Source organism: Streptomyces sp. ME19-01-6, from assembly GCF_033793745.1.
Taxonomy (GTDB): domain Bacteria; phylum Actinomycetota; class Actinomycetes; order Streptomycetales; family Streptomycetaceae; genus Streptomyces.
Genome location: NZ_JARAXF010000015.1, coordinates 217,547 through 240,036 on the forward strand (window position 1 = coordinate 217,547; position 22,490 = coordinate 240,036).

The window sequence follows — 22,490 nt, forward strand, 5'->3', positions numbered from 1 at the left end:
CCCTCTGCTCCGACGGCGCCGTCTGACGGGGAGTCAATATGAGCCGACGTCCCCGCACAAAATGCGCTGCCCCGGTGTGTGACGTTTTCGGTTAGATCAACTTTAGGTCGGATTCCGAGAATGAACGCCGTACGGGGGCATGTCCTGAGCCCATAACCAGCTGTCTTGCGATTCAGACGGGGGTGTCATGCCCGGGAACAGCCTGACCCGCGAGCCAGGGGCTGCGAGGTGGCCCGTCGCGATCGTGGGCCTGGCATGCCGGCTGCCCGGCGCGCCGGATCCGGGCGCGCTGTGGCGTCTGCTGCGCGGCGGCGGAAGCGCCATCGGGCCGGTGCCGGCGGCGCGCTGGCCCACGCCGCCCGGCGCAACGCCGTACCGCGCCGGGCTCCTGGACCGCGTCGACACCTTCGACGCGGACTTCTTCGGCATCCCGCCGCGCGAGGCCGTCGCGATGGACCCGCAGCAGCGGCTGATGCTCGAACTGGCCTGGGAGGCCATGGAGGACGCGGGGCTGCTCCCCAGCGCCCTCGCCGGCAGCCGCACCGCCGTCGTCACCGGTGCCATCTGGGACGACTACGCCGCCGTGCTGCGCCGCGGCGGGCGGCTCGGCATCACCCGCCACACGATGGCGGGCCTGAACCGCGGCATCATCGCCAACCGCGTCTCGCACCGCCTGGGCCTGCGCGGCCCCAGCCTCACCGTCGACGCCGCCCAGTCCTCCGGGCTGGTCGCCGTGCACCTGGCGTGCGAGAGCCTGCGCCGGGGCGAGGCCGAGCTGGCGCTGGCGGGCGGCGTGAACCTGATCCTGGCCGAGGACAGCATGCGGCTGGCCGAGGCCCAGTTCCAGGGGCTGTCGCCGGACGGCCGGTGCCACACCTTCGACGCCCGCGCCAACGGCTTCGTGCGCGGCGAAGGCGGCGGCATGGTGCTGCTGAAGCCGCTGCCGGCCGCCCTGCGCGACGGCGACCCGGTCTACTGCGTCATCGAGGGCGGCGCGGTCAACAACGACGGCGCCACCGACGGCCTGACGCGGCCGAGCCCCGACGCCCAGACCGAGGTGCTGCGGCGCGCCTGGGAGCAGGCCGGGGTGGACCCCGCCGAGGTACGGTACGTCGAACTCCACGGCGCCGGCACGCCGGTCGGCGACCCGGTCGAGGCCGCCGCCCTCGGCGCGGCGCTCGGCGGGAGCCGCGCGGACGGCGACCCGCTGCGCGTCGGCTCCGTCAAGACCAACATCGGGCACCTGGAGGCCGCCGCCGGGATCGCGGGCCTGCTGAAGGCGGCGCTCAGCATCCACCACCGCGCGCTGCCGCCGAGCCTGAACTTCGCCACCCCCAACCCGGCCATCCCGCTGGGGGAGCTGGGCCTGCGCGTGCAGACGGCGTACGAGCCGTGGCCCCTGGAGGACCGCCGGCTGGTCGCCGGAGTCAGCTCCTTCGGCATGGGCGGCACCAACTGCCACGTGGTGCTGGCCGAGGCGCCGGCGCCCGCCCCGGCCGCGACCCCGGTGCCGGCCCCGGTGCCGGTGACGCGGGCCGCGGGTACACCGCCGGTGACGCCGTGGCCGCTGTCGGCGGCGAGCCCGGCCGCGCTGGCCGCCCAGGCCGCCGCGCTCCGCGACCACCTGCGGGACCACCAGGACCTCGACCCCACCGACGTCGGCCACGCCCTCGCCACCACCAGGACGGCGTTCCCCCACCGGGCCGTCGTCCTCGGCGGCGAGGCGGGCGAGTTGCGCGAACGCCTCGACGCCCTGGCCGCCGGGACCGAGACCCCCGGCGTCGTCCAGGGCCGGGCCCGGGCCGGAGAACACGGCGCGGTCGCGTTCCTCTTCAACGGCCAGGGCAGCCAGCGCCCCGGCATGGGCCGCGAACTGTACGCGGCGTACCCCGTCTTCGCCGACGCGCTGCGCGAGGTACGCGGCCACATGGACCGCTGGCTGGACACGCCGCTGCTGGACGTCGTGTTCGCCGGCGCCGCCTCGCGGGACGCGGCGCCGGCGCTGGACCAGACGGCGTACACCCAGCCCGCGCTCTTCGCGGTCGAGGTCGCGCTGTACCGGCTGGTGACGTCCTGGGGTCTCAGGCCCGGCTACCTGATGGGCCACTCCGTGGGCGAGATCACCGCCGCGCACGTCGCCGGCGTGCTGTCGCTGCCCGACGCGTGCGCGCTGGTGGCGGCCCGGGGGCGCCTGATGCAGTCGGTCACCGCGCCCGGCGCGATGGCCGCCTGGCAGGCGACCGCGGCCGAGGCCGAGGCGGCGTGCGCCCCGGAGGCGGAGCGGATCGGCCTGGCAGCGGTCAACTCCCCCACCTCCGTAGTGATCTCCGGCGACCGCGATGCCGTCGCGGAGGCGACGGCGGCGTGGCGGGCGCGCGGCCGCAAGGCCACGGTGCTGCGGGTCAGCCACGCGTTCCACTCGCCGCATCTGGACGGCATCCTGGGCGAGCTGCGCGAGGTCACGGCCGGTCTGACCTTCGCCGCGCCCACCCTGCCCGTCGTCTCCAACGTGACGGGCGAGCTGGCCGAAGCGGAGCAGCTGTGCTCCCCCGCCTACTGGGCCGACCACGCACGGCGGGCGGTGCGGTTCGCCGAGGGCGTGCGGCGGCTGTGCGAGGCGGGCGTCGGCACGTTCGTGGAGCTGGGCCCGGACGCCTCGCTGACGGGCATGGCCCGCGAGACCATCGCGGCGTGGGCGGGCGACGCCCCGCGCCCGGCGGCCTTCGCGGTGCAACGCCGCGACCGGCCCGAGGCGTTCACCTTCGCCTCGGCGATGGCCGAGGCCCACACCCGCGGCCTGCCCATCGACTGGTCCGCCCCCTTCGCGGGGTACGAGCCACGCCGGGTGCGCCTGCCCACGTACGCCTTCCAGCGCGAACGCCACTGGCCGGACCAGGCGGCGAGCGCGAACGCGAACGCGGACCAGACGGATGCGGCCCCCGGGCCCGCAGACGTCCTCCGCGACGCGGACCGCGCGGACGCCGCACCGCCCGTGGCGGACCTGGTGGGGCTGGTACGGGCGCAGGTCGCGCTCGTGATGGGGCACGCGGGAGCCGAGCGGGTCGATCCGGGGCTGACGTTCAAGCAGCTCGGGTTCGACTCGCTGGCGGCGACCGAACTGAGCGAACGCCTCAGCGCCGCCACCGGCGTTCCGCTGCCCGCCACCCTGACCTTCGACCACCCCACGCCCACCGCCGTCGCCACCTGGCTGGGCGCGGTGCGCGACGGGCGGCAGCCAGCCGGGCACCACCCCCGTTCCGCCGCCACGATCACCGCCGACGAGCCGATCGCCGTCGTCGCCGCCAGCTGCCGCTACCCCGGCGGCGTCGACTCCCCCGAGGCGCTGTGGCGACTCGTCGACGACGGCGTGGACGCCGTGGGCGACTTCCCCACCGACCGGGGCTGGGACCTGGCCGAGCTCTTCGGCGGCGGCAGCGCCACCGGCCGGGGCGGCTTCCTCTACGACGCGGCCGACTTCGACGCCGACTTCTTCGGGATCAGCCCGCGCGAGGCACTGGCCATGGACCCGCAGCAGCGCATCCTGCTCGAACTCTCCTGGGAGCTGCTGGAGCGCGCCGGCATCCCCCCGGCGTCGCTCGGGGGCAGCCCCACCGGCGTCTTCGTCGGCACGACCGCCGCCGACTACGGGCCCAGGCTGCACGAGGCCACCGACGAGATCGACGTGCACCTGCTGACCGGCGGCACGCCGAGCGTGGCGTCCGGCCGGGTGGCGTACGCCCTGGGCCTGGAAGGGCCGGCCGTCACGGTCGACACCGCCTGTTCCTCCTCGCTGGTGGCGATGCACCTGGCGGCGCAGGCGCTGCGCGGCGGCGAGTGCGACCTGGCGCTCGCGGGCGGCGTCACGGTGATGGCGACGCCCGGCATGTTCACCTCCTTCTCGCGGCAGCGCGGGCTCGCCCCGGACGGACGGTGCAAGCCGTTCGCCGCCGCCGCCGACGGCACCGGGTGGGCCGAGGGCGCGGGCCTGGTCCTGCTGGAACGTCTCTCCGACGCCCGCCGCAACGGCCACCGCGTGCTCGCGGTGCTGCGCGGCTCCGCCATCAACCAGGACGGCGCCAGCAACGGCCTCACCGCCCCCAACGGCCCCTCCCAGCAACGCGTCATCCACGCCGCCCTCGCCAACGCCCGCCTCACACCCGCCGACATCGACGCCGTCGAGGCCCACGGCACCGGCACCACGCTGGGCGACCCGATCGAGGCGCAGGCGCTGCTGGCCACCTACGGCCAGGACCGCCCGGCCGAACGCCCCCTGCGGCTGGGCTCGATCAAGTCCAACATCGGCCACACCCAGGCCGCCGCCGGGGTCGCGGGCGCCATCAAGATGATCATGGCGCTGCGGCACGGCGTACTGCCGCCCACCCTGCACGTGAACGAGCCCTCCCCCCACGTCGACTGGGACAGCGGCAACGTCCGGCTACTGACGGAACCCGCCGACTGGCCGGAGACCGGCGCGCGTCCCCGCCGCGCCGCCGTCTCCTCCTTCGGCATCTCCGGCACCAACGCCCACCTCATCCTCGAAGAGCCCCCGGGCCAGCCAGAACCCGAGCCCGAACAGCCCGGCGTACCGACGGGCGTCGTACCGCTCCCGCTGTCCGCGCGCGGCCCCGAGGCGTTGCGCGCCCAGGCCGGGCGGCTGGCCGACTGGCTCGCCGCCGCCAGCCCGCCCCCCTCCCCGGCGGAGGTCGCGTGGTCGCTGGCCACCACGCGGTCGGCGGACCGCCACCGCGCCGTCGTCACCGGCGCGGACCACGAACACCTGCTGGCCGCGCTCCGCGAGGTCGCCGACGGCCAGGCGCCCGGCACCACGGCGGCATCGGCGGCCGCCGCGCCGGGCCCGGTCATGGTCTTCCCGGGACAGGGCTCGCAGTGGCGCGGCATGGGCGTCGAACTCCTCGACACCTCCCCCGTCTTCGCCGCCCGCATCGCCGCATGCGAGGAGGCACTGGGCGCGTTCACCGACTGGTCGCTGACCGACGTGCTGCGCGGCGCGCCCGGCGCCGCCGACATCGGCCGGGTCGACGTCGTCCAGCCGTGCCTGTGGGCGGTGATGGTGTCGCTCGCGGCTGTGTGGGAGGCCCACGGCGTACGCCCGGCGGCCGTCGTCGGCCACTCCCAGGGCGAGATCGCCGCCGCCTGCGTAGCCGGCGGCCTGTCGCTGCGCGACGGCGCGCGGATCGTGGCGTTGCGCAGCCAGGCCCTGCGCGCGCTGGCGGGCCACGGCACCATGGCGTCGCTCGCGCTCAGCGGCGAGGAGACCACCGGGCTGCTGGCCGAACTGGGCGCGGACGCCGCGCAGGTGACGGTGGCGACGTACAACGGGCCGCACTCCACCGTCGTGTCGGGGCCGGTCGGCCAGGTGGCGGCCGTCGTGGCGGCCTGCGAGGCAACGGGCCGGCGGGCGAGGACCATCGACGTGGACTACGCCTCGCACGGCCCGCAGGTCGACCGGCTCGCCGACACCCTCCACGCCGACCTCGCCGAGGTCGCGCCCCGCGCCACGGGCACGGCGTTCTACTCGGCCGTCACCGCCGCCCGCCAGGACACGGCGGGCCTCGACGCCGCCTACTGGTTCACCAACCTGCGGCAGCCGGTGCGTTTCGCGCCCGCGATCGACGCCCTGCTGGCCGACGGGTACCGCGTCTTCATCGAGGTCAGCCCGCACCCGGTGCTGATCCCCGCGCTGCGGGAGTGCTTCGAGGCGGCGGAGGCGGAGGCGGTCACCGTCGCGACCCTCCGCCGCGACGACGGCGGCCGGGAGCGGCTGGCGCGCGCGCTGGGCGACGGCTTCGCGGCCGGGCTCGCGGTCGACTTCCGCCGCTGGTTCGACCCGGCCCGGACGCTGCCGCGCACGGTCGAGCTGCCGGCCTACCCCTTCCAGCGGCGGCGTTACTGGCTGGCGCCGGACGAAGGCCGCCGCGAGCGGCACGCCGCCGGAGCCGGGGCCGGAACGCGCCCGGCCGGACACCCCCTGCTGACGGCGGCGGTCGAACTGGCCGACGGCGGCGTGGTGCTGAACGGCCGCCTGCCGGGCGGTGACGACGGGCACTGGCTCGGCGGCCACACGGTGGCGGGCGTGGGCCTGGTGCCCGGCGCCGTCCTCGTGGAGTGGGCGCTGCGAGCGGCCGACGAGGCGGGCGGGGCGCTGGAGGAGCTGCTGCTCCGTGCGCCGCTGGAGCTCGACGGCGACGGGGACGTGCTGGCGCAGGTCGCGGTCGCGCCGCCGGACGCCTCGGGCCGCCGCGCGGTGACGGTCTCCTCGCGCCCGGCGGACGCGGACGGGGAGTGGACGCGTCACGCGGCCGGCACGCTGGTCCCGGCGGATGGCGAGGCGGCAGCGGCGGCCCCGGCCTGGCCGCCACCGGGCGCGGAGCCGGTGGAGATGGCCGGTCTCTACGAGCGGGCGGAGGCGCACGGCTACGGCTACGCGCCCGCGCTGCGCGGCGTACGGGCGCTGTGGCGGGACGGCGACGACCTGCTCGCGGAGGTCGTGCTGCCTGCGGAGGCCGGGGACGGGGCGGACGGCTTCGGCGTTCATCCGGTGCTGCTGGACGCCGCGTTGCAGCCCGCGCTGCTGACCGGGGCGGCGGACGACCGGCTGTGGCGGCCGTTCGCGTGGAGCGGCGTACGACTGTGGGCGACCGGCGCCCGCGCGGCGCGCGTACGCCTGGCGCCGGTGGCGACGACGGACGACCGGGAGCTGCGGGTCGACGTCTGGGACGCGGCCGGGGCGCCGGTGCTGAGCGTTGCGTCGGTGGTGCTGCGCCCGCGCGCCGCGCGGCAGGTGCGGGAGGCGAGCCGGGCGGCGGCGAGCGGGCTGTACGCCGTCGGCTGGGCGCCCGTGGCGCCCGGCGCCGAGGAGCCGCCGGACGACGCCGCCGGGACCGTGGCCGAACTCGGCGGGAACGGCCTCCCGGCGCTGCTGGCCGCGCTGGACGAGGGAACGCCCGCGCCCGGCATGGTGCTGTGGCGCCCGCCGGCGGACGGCAGCGCCGTGGCGGACGTGCTGGAGGCCTGGCTCGCCGAGCCGCGCCTGGCCGGCACCCGCCTGGCCGTGCTCACCCGGAACGCGGTGGCGGCGGGCGACGAGGACGAGCCGCCGGACCCGGCCGCCGCAGCGGTCTGGGGCCACGTGAGCGGCGTTCAGGCGGGCCAGGCCGGGCAGACCGGGCAGCCCAGTCGCCGCCTCACGCTGATCGACACCGACGGGAAGAAGTCCGCGGCCGAGGCCGTGGCGGCGGCGCCCGGCGAGCCGCGCGTCGCGCTGCGCGGCGGGCGGGTGCTCGCGCCACGCCTGACGCGCCACGTACCCGCCGCGGGCGGTGGGGCGTTCGGGCCCGGTGGCACCGTCCTTGTCACCGACGGGGGCGGGCCGCTCGCCGAGGCCGTCGCCGAGCACCTGGCGCGCGCGGCGGGCGTACGGCGGCTGCTGCTGGTGCGGTTCGGCGGTGAAGCCGCAGAGGGATCGGAACGCTGGGGCGCGCACGTGCGCGCCGTGGGCGTCGATCCGCGCGACGCCGGTGCGCTGGCGCGCGTGGTGGCGGACGTCGATCCGGGCCACCCGCTGACCGGCGTCGTCCACGTCGCCGGGCTGACCGCCGACGCGGCGGACGGCGCGGCGCTGTGGGCGCTGCACGAGGCGACCGCCGGCTTGCCGCTCGACCGGTTCGTGGTGCTGACGGACGGCGGCACGGCCTGGGACGGGCCGGTGAGCCCGGGGCGGGCGGCGGCAGCGGCGGTCGCCGACGCCGTCGTCGCCGCGCGGCGCCGGGCCGGGCTGCCGGGCGTGTCGGTGGCGTACGGCCCCTGGGCCGCCGCCGGTCAGGCCGGTGGCGCGCGCTGGGCCGGGCTCCTCGACGCCGACCACGGCCTCGCGCTGCTGCTGGCCGCCTGCCGCGCCGACCACCCCGCCCTGGTGGCGGCCGGCATCGACGCCCGCGTCCTGGCGTCCCGCCCCGCCCACGAACTGCCGGCCGCGCTGCGAGCGCTCGCGCCGGGCGGCCGGTCGCCGTCCCGGCGTCCGGTCGCCGCCGCGCCGCCCCCGGCCGCCGACGGCTGGGCCAGCCGCCTGACCGGCCTCGCGCCCGCCGAACGCCACCACGCCGTCCTCGACTTCGTACGGGGCCACGCCGCGACCGTGCTGCGCCAGGACGGCCCGGGTGCGGTGCGTTCCGACGCCTCCTTCAAGGAGCTCGGCTTCGACTCGGTGACCGCCGTCGAGCTGCGCGACCGGCTGGTGGCGGCCAGCGGGCTGCGGCTGCCGGCCGCCGTCGTCTTCCGCCACCCCACGCCCGAGTCGCTGGCGCGCCGCATCGAGGACCAGCTGGCGCCCGCCGAGCCCGCCGAGCCCGCCGGGGCCACCGACAGCGCTCCCGACGGCAACGGCTCGCGGGCCGACGCCGCCGGGAAGCTGGCGTCCGCCTCGGCCGACGAGCTTCTCGACTTCATCGACAACGAGCTGGGCGTCCTCGCCGACGCCCGCACCCCATCCGCTGAAGGCCGGTGACGAACGACATGGTCAGCGAAGAGAAACTGGTCGAGTACCTGCGCCGGGTCACCACCGAGCTGCACGAGACCAGGTCCCGCCTGCGGGAGCTGGAGGACGCGCGGCACGAGCCGGTGGCGGTGGTCGCGATGTCCTGCCGCTTCGCCGGCGGCGTACGGTCGCCCGAGGAGCTGCGCGACTTCGTGCTCGCCGGCGGCGACGGCATCGGCGACTTCCCCGCCGACCGTGGCTGGCAGCTGGAGGGCCTCTTCCACCCCGACCCGGGCCACTACGGCACCAGCTACGTCAGCCAGGGCGGCTTCCTGCACGACGTGCCCGACTTCGACGCGGCGTTCTTCGGGATCAGCCCGCGCGAGGCGCTGGCCATGGACCCGCAGCAGCGGGTGCTGCTCGAACTGTCGTGGGAGGCGCTGGAGCGCGCCGGCATCGTGCCGGAGACGCTGCGCGCCAGCCGGACCGGCGTGTACGTGGGCGTGTCGAGCGAGGACTACATCTCCGGCATGCCGCGCGTCCCCGACGGCTACGAGGGCTACGCCACCACCGGCAGTCTCACCAGCATCATCTCCGGCCGCGTCGCGTACACCCTCGGCCTGGAAGGCCCGGCCGTCACCGTGGACACGGCGTGCTCGTCGTCGCTGGTGGCCATCCACCTGGCGGCGCAGGCGCTGCGGGCCGGCGAGTGCTCGCTGGCCCTGGCGGGCGGCGTCACGGTGCTGTCGACGCCGCTGATGTTCACCGAGTTCTGCCGCCAGCGGGCGCTGTCGCCCGACGCGCGGTGCAAGCCGTTCGCCGCGGCGGCCGACGGCACGGGCTTCTCCGAGGGCGCGGGCGTGCTGGTGCTGGAGCGGCTGTCGGACGCCCGCCGCAACGGGCACGAGGTGCTGGCGGTGCTGCGCGGCTCGGCCATCAATCAGGACGGCGCCTCCAACGGACTGACCGCGCCCAACGACGTGGCGCAGGAGAACGTGATCCGGGACGCGCTGGCGACGGCCGGGCTGGCGGGCGGCGACGTGGACATGGTCGAGGCGCACGGCACCGGCACCCGCCTCGGCGACCCGATCGAGGCGGAGGCGCTGCTGGCCACGTACGGGCAGGGGCGGCCGGAGGAGCGGCCGCTGTGGCTGGGCTCGATCAAGTCGAACATCGGCCACACGCACGCCGCCGCCGGGGTCGCGGGCGCGATCCACACCGTGATGGCGCTGCGCGACGGCCAGCTGGCCCCGACGCTGCACATCGACGAGCCGACCCCGCACGTCGACTGGAGCGACGGCACCGTGCGGCTGCTGACGGAGCCCCGGGAGTGGCCGGAGACCGGCAGGCCGCGGCGGGCAGCGGTGTCGTCCTTCGGCGTCTCCGGCACCAACGCACACGCGATCCTGGAGCAGGCGCCCGACCCGGCCCCGGACGAGGACGCCGAACGCCGCGAGCGGCCGGGCGTGGTGGCCTGGCCGGTCTCGGCGCGGAGCGAGGCGGCGCTGCGGGACCAGGCCGCGCGGCTCGCGGCGTACCTCACGCGGCGGGCGCCGGACGCCGCCGACGTGGGCTGGTCGCTTGCCACCTGCCGCACGGCGTTCGAGCACCGGGCCGTGGTGGTGGGCCGGGACCGGGCCGGGCTGCTGGCCGGCCTCGCGGGCCTGGCGGACGGCGAGCCCGGCCCGGCCGTGGTGCGCGGCGTGGCCGGCGAGGTCGGCGCGGGACCGGTCATGGTCTTCCCCGGGCAGGGCTCGCAGTGGCGCGGCATGGGCGTCGAACTCCTCGACACCTCCCCCGTCTTCGCCGAACGCGTCGCCGCCTGCGAGCGCGCCCTGGCCGCGCACGTCGACTGGTCGCTGACCGACGTGCTGCGCGGCGCGCCCGGCGCGGCGGACATCGGCCGGGTCGACGTCGTGCAGCCGGTGCTGTGGGCGGTGATGGTGTCGCTGGCGGCGGTGTGGGAGTCGTACGGCGTGCGTCCGGCGGCGGTCGTCGGCCACTCGCAGGGCGAGATCGCCGCCGCCTGCGTCGCGGGCGCGATGACGCTTCACGACGGCGCGCGCGTGGTCGCGCTGCGCGCCCGGGCGTTGCGCGCGCTGGCCGGGGACGGTGCCATGGCGTCGCTCGGCTGCGGCGTCGAGGACTCCCGGGAGCTGGCCGCCGCGCACGCGCCCGAGGTGACGGTCGCGGCGGTGAACGGCCCGTCGTCCACGGTGGTGTCGGGCTCGCCGGAGCAGGTGGCGAAGCTGGTGGCCGCCGCGCAGGCGGACGGCCTGCGGGCGCGCGCCATCGACGTGGACTACGCCTCGCACGGCCCGCAGGTCGACCGCATCGAGGGCGAGCTGGCCGAGGTGCTGGCGGGCGTGTCGGGCGCCACCTCCCCGGTGACGTTCTACTCGACGGTGACGGGCGGCCGGATGGACGCCGCCGGCCTGGACGCCGGCTACTGGTTCACCAACCTGCGGCAGCCGGTGCGCTTCGCGGACGCGATCGACGCCCTGCTGGCCGACGGCTACCGGGTGTTCGTCGAGGCCAGCGCGCACCCGGTGCTGGTGCCGGGGATGCAGGAGTGCTTCGAGGCGGCGGGCGACGCGGGCGCGGCGGCCATCGCGCTGGGCACGCTGCGCCGCGACGAGGGCGGCCCCGAGCGGCTCTGCCGGGCGCTGGCGGAGGCGCACGTCGCGGGCGCGCCCGTCGGCTGGGACGCCTGGTTCGCGGCCGGACGCGCGGTGCCGCTGCCGCCGTACGCCTTCCAGCGGGAGCGGTACTGGCTGCCGACCGAGCCGGGCGCGGCCGGTGACGGCGCGGCGGTCATCGCGGGCGCCGGGCTGACCCCGGTCGGGCACGCGCTGCTGCCCGCGGCGGTGCGGCTGCCGGACGGCGGGCTGGTGCTCAACGGGCGGCTGCCGGAGGCGGGGCGGGCGGGCTGGCTGGGCGAACACCTGGTCGCGGGCGTCGCGCTGCTGCCCGGCACGGTGCTGGTGGAGTGGGTGCTGCGGGCGGCCGACGAGGCCGGGTGCGCGGGCGTGGAGGAGATGGCGCTCCAGGTGCCGGTGGCGCTGCCGGCGTCGGGCGGGCTCGTGGTTCAGGTCGTCGTGGACGCCGCCGACGCCGAGGGGCGGCGCGCGGTGCGGATCCACTCCCGTCCCGAGGAGGACGCCGGGCGGCCGGACGCGTGGATCTGCCACGTCTCCGCCACGCTGCTGGTGGGCGAGCCCGCACCCCCGCGCGGCCTGGACGGCGCGTGGCCGCCGCCGGGCGCGCGGCCGGTGCCGGTGGACGGCTTCTACGAGCGGGCCCAGGCGGCGGGTTACGGCTACGGCGCCTCCTACCGCGGCCTGCGCGGCGTGTGGCGGGACGGCGAGGACACCCTGGCGGAGGTGGTGCTGCCGGAGGAGGCCGCCGGGCAAGTCGGCGGCTTCGGCGTCCACCCGGCGTTGCTCGACGCGGCGATGCAGCCGGTGCTGCTGGCCGGGCACCTGGACGACGCCGCGGGCGCGGCCGGGTCGGTGCTGCTGCCGTTCATCTGGAGCGGGGTGTCCCTGTGGGCGGGCGGCGCGACCCGGGTCAGGGTCCGGCTGTCGCGGCTTCCTGGCGACGTGCTGCGGGTGCTGGTGGCGGACGCGACGGGCGCACCGGTGCTGAGCGCGGAGGCGGTCGCGCTGCGCGAGACCAGCGTCGAGCAGCTGCGGGCGGCCAGCCGCGCGCGCGGCGCGCACGGGCTGTACGCCGTCGAGTGGACGCAGCCGGGCCCCCAGGCGGGGGCGGAGCCGGTGTCGGTGGCGGTGCTCGGCGACGGCCTGCCGGAGCTGACCGGCGCGGAGCGCCACGAGGGCGTCGAGGCGCTGTTCAACGCCGTGGCGGCGGGCGCCGCCATGCCGGACGTCGTGGTGGCGGAGGCCATCACCGGCCAGGACCCGGCCGGCGCCGGCACCGGCCTGGCCGCCGTCCGGCGGACCCTGACGCTGCTTCAGACCTGGCTGGCGCGGGCCGGGGACGAGAACGCCACACGGCTGGCCGTCGTCACGCGGTCGGCGATGCGGGCCGGGGACGCCGCCGGCACCGAGCCGGTCGACCCGGCAGCCGCCGCGGTCTGGGGCCTCGTCCGCAGCGCACAGACAGAACAGCCGGGCCGCTTCCTCCTCCTCGACCTCCCCGCCGACACCACGAGCCTCACGGCGGACGCCACCGACGGCAACGAGGCCACCGCCAAGGCCAGCGGCATGAGCCTCACCGCCCACAACAAGACAGACAGCACTCCCCCCGCCGCCGCGCTGCTCAACGCCCTGCGCGCAGCAGCCTGCGCAGCAGAACCGCAGCTCGCGCTGCGCGCCGGGCGCGCGCTCGTGCCGCGCATGGCGCGGGCGGACGGCGAGGCGGAGGCGGAGCTGGCGCCGCCGGCGGGCGAGCGTGCCTGGCGCGTCACGGCGGGCGGCGGCGGCACGGGCCCCGACGACCTGCGGGCCGAGGCGAGCCCCCGGGCCGCCGCCCCGCTCGCCCCCGGCCAGGTGCGGATCGCCGTCCGCGCCGCCGGCCTCAACTTCCGGGACGTGCTGATCACCCTCGGCATGTACCCGGACGCCACCGCGACCATCGGCAGCGAGGGCGCCGGCATCGTCACCGAGGTCGCCGGCGGAGTCACCGGGCTGGCCGCCGGCGACCGCGTGATGGGCCTGTTCGACGACGCCTTCGGCCCGCTGGCGGTGGCCGACGCCCGCATGGTCGCACCCGTGCCGGACGGCTGGGGCTTCCGGGAGGCCGCCGCCGCGCCGGTGGCGTTCCTCACCGCCTGGTACGCGCTGGTGGAGCTGGGCGGGCTGCGCTCCGGCGAGACTGTCCTGATCCACGGCGCCGCCGGCGGCGTCGGCATGGCCGCCGTGCAGGTCGCCCGCCACCTCGGCGCCGAGGTCTACGCCACCGCCAGCCCGGCCAAGCACGGCGTGCTTCAGGCCATGGGCATCGACGCCGACCACCGCGCCTCCTCGCGCGACCTCCACTTCGAGAACGCCTTCCCTCGCATGGACGTCGTCCTCAACAGCCTCGCCGGCGACTTCACCGACGCCTCGCTCCGGCTCCTCCACGACGGCGGCCGGTTCGTCGAGATGGGCAAGACCGACCTCCGCGACCCCGAGCAGGTCGCGCGGGGGCACGCGGGCGCCGCGTACCGGGCGTTCGACCTGATCGCGGACGCGGGCCCCGAGCGCATGGGGCGGCTGCTGGCCGCGCTGGGCGAGCGGTTCGCCTCGGGGGCATTCACGCCGCTGCCCGTCACCGCCTGGCGGCTCGGTCAGGCCCGGCAGGCGCTGCGGCACCTCGCGCAGGCCCGCCACACCGGGAAGCTCGTGCTGGACGTGGAGAAGGCCGCGCCCCCGCTCGACCCGGCCGGCACCGTGCTGCTGACCGGCGGCACCGGCACCCTCGGCGGCCTGATCGCCGAGCACCTGGTGCGCGCCCACGGCGTGCGGCACCTGCTGCTGCTCAGCCGACGCGGCCCCGACGCCCCCGGCGCGGCGGAACTGACCGACCGGCTGGCCTCGCTGGGCGCGGAGGTGCGGCTTGTCGCGGCGGACGCGGGGGACGCCGCCGCCGTACGGGAGGCCGTCGCGGGCGTCGACCCGGCGCACCCGCTGACCGGCGTGGTCCACGCGGCGGGCGTCACCGCCGACGCGATGCTGCCCGCCCAGGACGCCGAACGCCTCGCCGAGGTGTGGTCGGCCAAGGCGGCGGCAGCGGCCCACCTGCACGCCGCGACCGCCGGGATGCCGCTGGGCATGTTCGTGCTGTTCTCGTCCTTCGCCTCGACCCTCGGCACCCCGGGGCAGGCCAACTACGCCGCCGCCAACGCGTTCTGCGACGCCCTGGTGGAGCGGCGGCACGCCGAGGGCCTGCCGGGCGTCTCGGTGAGCTGGGGCCTGTGGGCCGCCGCGAGCGGGCTCACCGGCGGGCTGGCCGAGGCGGACGTGGCGCGCATCGCGCGGCAGGGCATCGTGCCCACCAGCACCGAGGAGGGCGGCGAGCTGTTCGACGCGGCCCTGAAGCACGGGCGGCCCGCGCTGCTCGCGCTGAACCTCGACCCGCGCGCCCTGGCCGCGCAGCCGCCGGCGGCCCTGCCCGCACCGCTGCGGGGGCTGGCGTCCGCCGCCCGCTCGGCGAGCGGGGCGGCGCGGCCGACGGCCGCGGGCGGCGGTGCCGGAGCCGGGAACGCCAGCGGCGTCGAGGACTGGGCAGCGCGGCTGGCCAGCCTGTCGGTCGCGGAGCAGCGGCGGCTGATGACGGAGCTGGTACGGCGGCACGCCGCGACCGTGCTCGGGCACGCCGATCCGGCCGCCGTGCCCGCCGACGCGGCGTTCAAGGAGCTGGGGTTCGACTCGCTGACCGCCGTCGAGCTGCGCAACCGCGTCACCGCCGCGACCGGCCTGCGGCTGCCGGCCACCGTCATCTTCGACTACCCGGAGGCCGTGGCCCTGGCCGAGCACCTGCGGACGCAGCTGGCCCCGGCCGCCGCTCCGCGGCCGGCGGACGTCTACGCGCCGGTGCTCGGCCAGCTCACCGGTCTTGAGGAGACGCTGGCCGCCCTGGGCGCCGCGGCGGGTGCGAACGGCGACGGCGGCGGCCCGGCCGCGGTGACGGAGCGCCTGGAGTCGCTCCTCGCCGCGTGGAAGGCGGCCCACGCCGCCGCACCGGGCGCCGACGGCACCGGCCGCGCGGCGGACCGCCTCCAGGCCGCGACCACGGACCAGGTCCTGGACTTCATCGACAAGGAACTCGGAGTGCAATGAGCCCCAGCGAGGCGACGGAAGAGAAGCTGGTCGACTACCTCAAGCGGGTCGCCGCCGATCTGCACGACACCCGGGCACGCCTGCGCGAGGTGGAGGACGGGCAGCACGAGCCGGTGGCCATCGTCGCGATGGCCTGCCGGTACCCGGGCGGGGCCGCATCGCCCGAGGAGCTGTGGGACCTCGTCGCCGGCCGCCGGCATGCGATGACGGCGTTCCCCGCCAACCGCGGCTGGGACCTGGAGCGGCTGTTCCACCCCGACCCCGGCCACGCGGGCACCACCTACGCCCGCGAGGGCGGGTTCCTGCACGACGCGGACCTGTTCGACCCGGAGTTCTTCGGCATCAGCCCGCGCGAGGCGGCGGCGGTCGACCCGCAGCAGCGGCTGCTGCTCGAAGTGGCGTGGGAGACGCTGGAGCGGGCGGGCATCGACCCGGTGTCGCTGAAGGGCGCGCCCGTCGGCGTGTACGCCGGGACGGCGCTGCCCGGCTTCGGCACGCCACACGTCGACCCGGCCGCCGAGGGCTACCTCGTCACCGGCAACGCGCCCAGCGTGCTGTCGGGGCGGGTGGCGTACACCCTGGGCCTGGAAGGCCCGGCGGTGACGGTCGACACCGCCTGCTCCTCCTCGCTGGTGGCGATGCACCTGGCGGCGCAGGCGCTGCGCGGCGGCGAGTGCGACCTGGCGCTCGCCGGCGGCGTGACGGTCATGACGACGCCGTACGTCTTCACCGAGTTCGCGCGGCAGCGCGGCCTGGCGGCCGACGGCCGCTGCAAGGCGTTCGCCGAGGCGGCCGACGGCACGGCGTTCGCCGAGGGCGTGGGCCTGCTGCTGCTGGAACGCCTCTCCGACGCCCGCCGCAACGGCCACCGCGTGCTGGCCGTCATCCGCGGCTCCGCCATCAACCAGGACGGCGCCAGCAACGGCCTCACCGCCCCCAACGGCCTGTCGCAGCAGCGCGTCATCCGCGCGGCCCTCGCCAGCGCCCGCCTCTCCCCCACCGACGTCGACGCGGTCGAGGCGCACGGCACCGGCACCACCCTCGGCGACCCGATCGAGGCGCAGGCGCTGCTGGCGACGTACGGCCAGGACCGCCCCGCCGAACGCCCGCTGCTGCTCGGCGCGATCAAGCCCAACATCGGCCACACCCAGGGCGCCGCCGGGGTCGCGGGCGTCATCAAGATGGTCATGGCGATGCGGCACGCCGCGCTGCCGCCCCTGCCGCACGACGGCCCGCCGACGCCCGTCGTCGACTGGGACAGCGGCGCGGTGCGGCTGCTGGCCGGGCCCGAGCCGGTGCCGTGGCGGCCGGGCGACCGGCGGCGGCGGGCGGGTGTCTCGTCGTTCGGCATCAGCGGCACCAACGCCCACCTGATCCTGGAGGAGGCCCCGGAAGAGCCCGCCCCCGAGGAGGCCCGAGGGCCCCGGCCGCCGCGCGCCGCGGCCACGGTGCCGTGGGTGGTCTCCGCGCGTGGCGCGGCCTCGCTGCCCGCGCAGGCCGCCGCCCTGGCGGAGCACGTGGCCGCGCACCCGGACGTGCCGGTCGAGGACCTCGGCTGGTCGCTGGCGGCCGGCCGCGCGGCGCTCGACCACCGGGCGGTGGTACTGGGCGCGGACCGCGCGGAGCTGTGCGCCCGCCTCGCCGAGCTGGCGGACGGCGACGCGGGACACCCCGACGTGGTGCGGGCGGCCGGCCCGGCGCGCCTGGGCGGCAGCGCCTTCCTCTTCACCGGGCAGGGCAGCCAGCGCCCCGGCATGGGCGCGGAACTGTACGCCGCGTACCCGGCGTTCGCCGCCGCCCTCGACGCGGCGTGCGCGGCGCTCGACCCGCACCTGCGCCTCGCCCGCCCGCTGCGCGAGCTGGTGTTCGCGGCCGGCGCCGCCGGTGCGGCGGACGAGCTGCACCGCACGGACGCGACCCAGGCCGCGCTGTTCGCCGTCGAGGTCGCCCTCTACCGGCTGGTGGAATCCTTCGGCGTGGCCCCCGGCTACCTCGCGGGCCACTCCGTCGGCGAGATCGCCGCGGCACACGTCGCGGGCGTGCTGTCGCTGACGGACGCCGCCCGCCTGGTCGCCGCCCGGGGACGGCTGATGGCGGCGCTGCCGGCCGGCGGCGCGATGGCGGCCGTGGAGGCGCCGGAGGCGGAGGTCGCGCCGCTGCTGGCCGGGCGTGAGGACCGGGTGGCCATCGCGGCCGTCAACGCGCCGGAGTCGGTCGTCGTCTCGGGCGACGAGGACGCGGTCGAGGAGGTCGTCCGCACGCTGCGGGAGCGCGGGCGCCGCACCAAGCGGCTGAAGGTCAGCCACGCGTTCCACTCGCCGCGCATCGACCCGATGCTGGCGGAGTTCCGGCGGGTCGCGGCCTCGCTGACGTACGCCCCGCCGCGCATCGCCGTCGTCTCCAACGTCACCGGCGCCCTCGCCGGCGCCGAGCAGCTGTGCGAGCCCGACTACTGGGTGCGGCACGCCCGGCAGCCCGTCCGCTTCCGCGACGGCATCGCGGCGCTGCGCGCCGAGGGCGTCGCCCGCTTCCTGGAGCTGGGCCCGGACGCCGTGCTGACGGCGATGGCGCGGGACTGCCTGGGGGACGGCGCGACCGAGACGGTCCTGGCCACGGCGCTGCGTGGCGGCCGGGACGAGACCCGCACGCTGCTGACGGCCCTGGCCCTGCTCCACGTGGACGGCGAGGGCGTCGACTTCACCGCCGCGTTCCCGCCCGGCGCCTCGGCCACCGAGCTGCCCACGTACCGCTTCGACCGCCGCCGCTACTGGCGTGACGCCCCGCAGCCGGAGGCGGATGTCCGCGCGGCGGGCCTTGAGGAGAGCGACCACCCGCTGCTGCGGGCCGCGCTGGAACCGGCGGACGGCGGGCTGCTGCTGACGGGGCGGCTGTCGCTGGCCGGGCAGCCGTGGCTGGCCGACCACGCCATCGTGGACGCCGTGCCGCTGCCCGGCACCCTCTTTGTGGAGCTGGCGCTGCGCGCCGGGGAACGGGCGGGCTGCGCGGGCATCGAGGACCTGACGCTGGAGACGCCGCTGCTGATGCCGCCGACCGGGGCGGTCGACGTGCAGGTCGCGATGGGCGTGGCCGAGCCGTCGGGGCGGCGCGCCCTCACGGTCTACTCACGTCCCGCCGAGGACGCGGACGGGGCGGACGCCGGCTCCGGCGTCCCGCCGTCCGCCCCGTGGCGGCGGCACGCGACCGCGACGCTCGCCACCGCTCCCAGCCCGGACCCGGCCCCGGACCCGGCCGCGTGGCCGCCGCCCGGCGCGGTCGCGGTCGACGTCGACGCGCTGTACGAGCGCCTGGCAGGCGAAGGCTACCGCTACGGCCCGGCGTTCACCGGGCTGCGCGCCGCCTGGCGGCTGGGCGAGGAGATGTACGCCGAGGTGGCGCTCGGCCCCGGCGAGCGCGGCGACGCCGCCCGGTACGCGCTCCACCCCGCGCTGCTGGACGCGGCGCTGCACCCGATCGGCGAGCTGTTCACGGGCGAGGACCAGGCGGGCGGCGCGCCCGGCACGGTCCGGTTGCCGTTCTCCTTCGGAGGGCTGCGGGTCGTGGCGGGCGGCGCGTCCCGGCTGCGTGTGCAGACCACGCCGACCGGCACGGACAGCGTGACGCTGCGGCTGTCCGACGAGGCGGGCGCCGAGGTCGCCACGATCGAGAGCCTGACGCTGCGGACCGTCCCGGCCGAGCGGTGGCGGTCGGCGACGGCCACGCCCGGCGGGCCGCTGCCGCTGTACCGGCTGGAGTGGGAGCCGTTCGCGCTTCCCGCCGCGCCGCCCGAGGCCGGCGCCGACGTGCTCCTGACCGGCGAACTTCCCACCGCGATGCGCCTGACGCGCCACCCCGGCGCGACCGGCGGTCTGATCCTGCTGAGCGTCGGCACCACCGACACCACCGACACCACCGACACCACCGAGGGGGACGCCGAGCCGCCCGCACGGGTTCGCGCCGCCGCGCACGGCGTTCTCGCGCCGCTGCGCGAGGTGCTGTCGGACGACGCCGACGCCCGCCTCGCCGTCCTCACCACCGGCGCTGTCGCGACAGGCCCCGGCGACGCGCCGCCCGGGCTGGCGGGCGCCGCGGTCTGGGGCCTGCTGCGCGCCGCCCAGGCCGAACACCCCGACCGCATCGTCCTGGTCGACACCGACGACACCCCCGCCTCCCGCGCCGCACTGCCCGCCGCCATCACCGCCGCCGAGCCGCACCTCGCGCTGCGCGAGGGGCAGGCGTACGCGCCCCGCCTCGTCCGAGCCCCTCTCCCCGAGCAGACGCCGCCGCCCCCGCTCGACCCCGAGGGCACGGTCCTCGTCACCGGCGGCACCGGCTCCCTCGGGCGGCTGGTCGCCCGCCACCTCGCCGAGGTACACGGCGCCCGCCACCTGCTGCTGGTCAGCCGGAGCGGCCCGGCCGCCGACGGCATCGAGGCGTTCGCCGCCGAACTGGCCGAGCTGGGCGCCGAGGTGCGCGTCGCGTCCTGCGACATCACCGACCCCGAGGCCCTGGCCGCGCTGCTCGACGCCATCCCCGGCGCCCATCCGCTGACCTCCGTCGTCCACACGGCGGGCGTCCTCGACGACGGCCTCGTCACCTCCCTCACGCCCGGGCAGCTGGAGGCCGTGCTCGCGCCGAAGGTGGACGCCGCCTGGCACCTGCACCGGCTGACGCGGGACGCCGGCCTCGCCTCCTTCGTCCTCTTCTCCTCCGCCGCCTCCGTACTGGGCAACGGCGGGCAGGGCAACTACGGCGCGGCGAACGCGTTCCTCAACGCCCTGGCCGAGCGCGTCCGCGGCGACGGCACCCGCGCCGCCTCGCTGGCCTGGGGCCTGTGGGGCGGCGGGGCGGGCATGACGGAGCACCTGGCCACCGCCGACCTGGCGCGGATGGCGCGCTCGGGCACCGCGGCGATGCCGCCGGAGCAGGGTCTCGCGCTGTTCGACGCGGCGCTCGCGACCGGCGACGCCGTGCTGGTGCCCGCCAGGTTCGACCTCGGCGTGCTGCGCGAGCAGGCCGCCGCCGGGACCCTGCCGCCGCTGCTGCGCCGCCTCGTACGCGCGCCCGCGCGCGCCGCCGTGGCAGCCGTGGCAGCCGTCCAGGAGCCGTCCTCGCTCGCCGGGCGGCTCGCGGGGCTGCCCGAGGCCGAGCAGGACAAGCTCATCGGCGCGGTGCTGCGCGGCCGGATCGCGGCCGTGCTGGCGCACCCCGAGCCGGAGTCCATCGAGCTGGGCCGCACCTTCCAGCAGCTGGGCCTCGACTCGCTGACCGCGCTGGAGCTGCGCAACGCCCTCCACGCCGCGACCGGCGTACGCCTGCCCGCCACCGCCATCTTCGACTACCCGACGCCCGAGACGCTGATCGGCCACCTGCGTACCGAACTCCTCGGCGCCGCACCCGCCATCGCCGCCCCGGCCCCCTCGCCGACGCGGAACGCCAACGACCAGGACCCGGTCGTGGTCGTCGGCATGGCCTGCCACTACCCCGGCGACGTCCACTCCCCCGACGATCTGTGGCGGCTGGTGGCCGACGGCGTCGACGCCATCGGCCCGTTCCCGCAGGACCGCGGCTGGGACGTCGCGGAGCTGTACGACCCCGACCCCGAGCGGACCGGCAAGAGCTACACCAGCCAGGGCGGATTCCTGCGCGACGCGGCGCTGTTCGACGCCGGGTTCTTCGGGATCAGCCCGCGCGAGGCGCTGGCCACCGACCCGCAGCAGCGGCTGCTGCTGGAGACGGCGTGGCAGGCGTTCGAGCACGCCCGCATCGACCCGGCCACGCTGCGCGGCAGCCGGACGGCGGTGATCACCGGAATCATGTACGACGACTACGGGTCACGGTTCCTCGGCCGGATACCCGAGGGCTACGAGGGCCAGATCATGACCGGCAGCACGCCGAGCGTGGCGTCCGGCCGGGTGGCGTACACCTTCGGGCTGGAGGGCCCGACCCTGACCGTGGACACCGCCTGTTCCTCCTCGCTGGTGGCGATGCACCTGGCGGCGCAGGCGCTGCGCGGCGGCGAGTGCGACCTGGCGCTCGCCGGCGGCGTGACCGTGATGGCGACGCCGAACACCTTCGTGGAGTTCTCGCGGCAACGCGGCCTGGCGGCCGACGGCCGGTGCAAGCCGTTCGCCGCCACGGCCGACGGCACGGGGTGGGGCGAAGGCGCCGGCCTGCTGGTGCTGGAACGTCTCTCCGACGCCCGCCGCAACGGCCATCGGGTACTCGCCGTCCTGCGCGGCTCCGCCATCAACCAGGACGGCGCCAGCAACGGCCTCACCGCCCCCAACGGCCCCTCCCAGCAGCGCGTCATCCGCGCCGCCCTCGCCAGCGCGGGCCTTGCGCCGGGCGACATCGACGCCGTGGAGGCGCACGGCACCGGCACCACGCTCGGCGACCCGATCGAGGCGCAGGCCCTGCTCGCCACCTACGGCCAGGGCCGCCCCGACGAGCACCGGCCGGTGTGGCTGGGCTCGATCAAGTCCAACATCGGCCACACGCAGGCCGCGGCGGGCGCGGCCGGCGTCATCAAGATGATCATGGCCATGCGGCACGGCGTACTGCCGCCCACCCTGCACGTGAACGAGCCCTCCCCCCACGTCGACTGGGACAGCGGCAACGTCCGGCTACTGACGGAACCCGCCGACTGGCCGGAGACCGGCGCGCGTCCCCGCCGCGCCGCCGTCTCCTCCTTCGGCATCTCCGGCACCAACGCCCACCTCATCCTCGAACAGGGCCCCGACGAGACACCCGCCGAGGCCCCGGCCGCCACGCCCGGCCTCGTACCCTGGCCGCTCTCCGCCCGCAGCGAGGAGGCACTGCGCGCCCAGGCCACCCGCCTGGCCGACTGGCTGGACGGTGCCGACGCCCCGGCGCCCCTCGCCGACACGGGCCGGTCGCTGGCCACGACGCGCTCGGCCTTCGAACGCCGCGCGGTCGTCCTCGGCAGTGACGACCGGGAGATGGCCGAGGCCCTCAACGCCCTGGCCCTGGGCGCGCCTCACCCCAACCTGGTCGCGCACGCCGCCGACGCTCTCGCCCCCGGGAAGGGCCAGACGGTGTTCCTGTTCTCGGGTCAGGGGAGTCAGCGCCCTGGTATGGGGGCGGGGTTGTACGCACGTTTCCCGGTCTTCGCGGAGGCGTTCGACGAGGTGTGCGCCCTGCTCGACCCGCATCTGGAGCACTCGCTCGCCGACGTGGTGCTGCGCTCCCAGCCG

3 protein-coding genes are annotated in these 22,490 nt (G+C 77.4%); all 3 read left to right on the top strand.

Annotated elements, in window-relative coordinates:
* Positions 1-187: 187 nt before the first annotated feature.
* Positions 188-8,524 (top strand): polyketide synthase, encoded by an 8,337-nt coding sequence (locus PV419_RS29730; RefSeq protein ID WP_319694201.1) that lies wholly within the window; start codon positions 188-190, stop codon positions 8,522-8,524.
* A gap of 8 nt (positions 8,525-8,532) precedes the next feature.
* Positions 8,533-15,276 (top strand): SDR family NAD(P)-dependent oxidoreductase, encoded by a 6,744-nt coding sequence (locus tag PV419_RS29735; protein WP_319694213.1) that lies wholly within the window; start codon positions 8,533-8,535, stop codon positions 15,274-15,276.
* A 26-nt stretch (positions 15,277-15,302) separates the two neighbouring features.
* Positions 15,303-22,490, top strand: a 7,188-nt coding sequence (locus PV419_RS29740; protein ID WP_415925404.1) for a type I polyketide synthase, incomplete at its 3' end; no start/stop codon positions are given.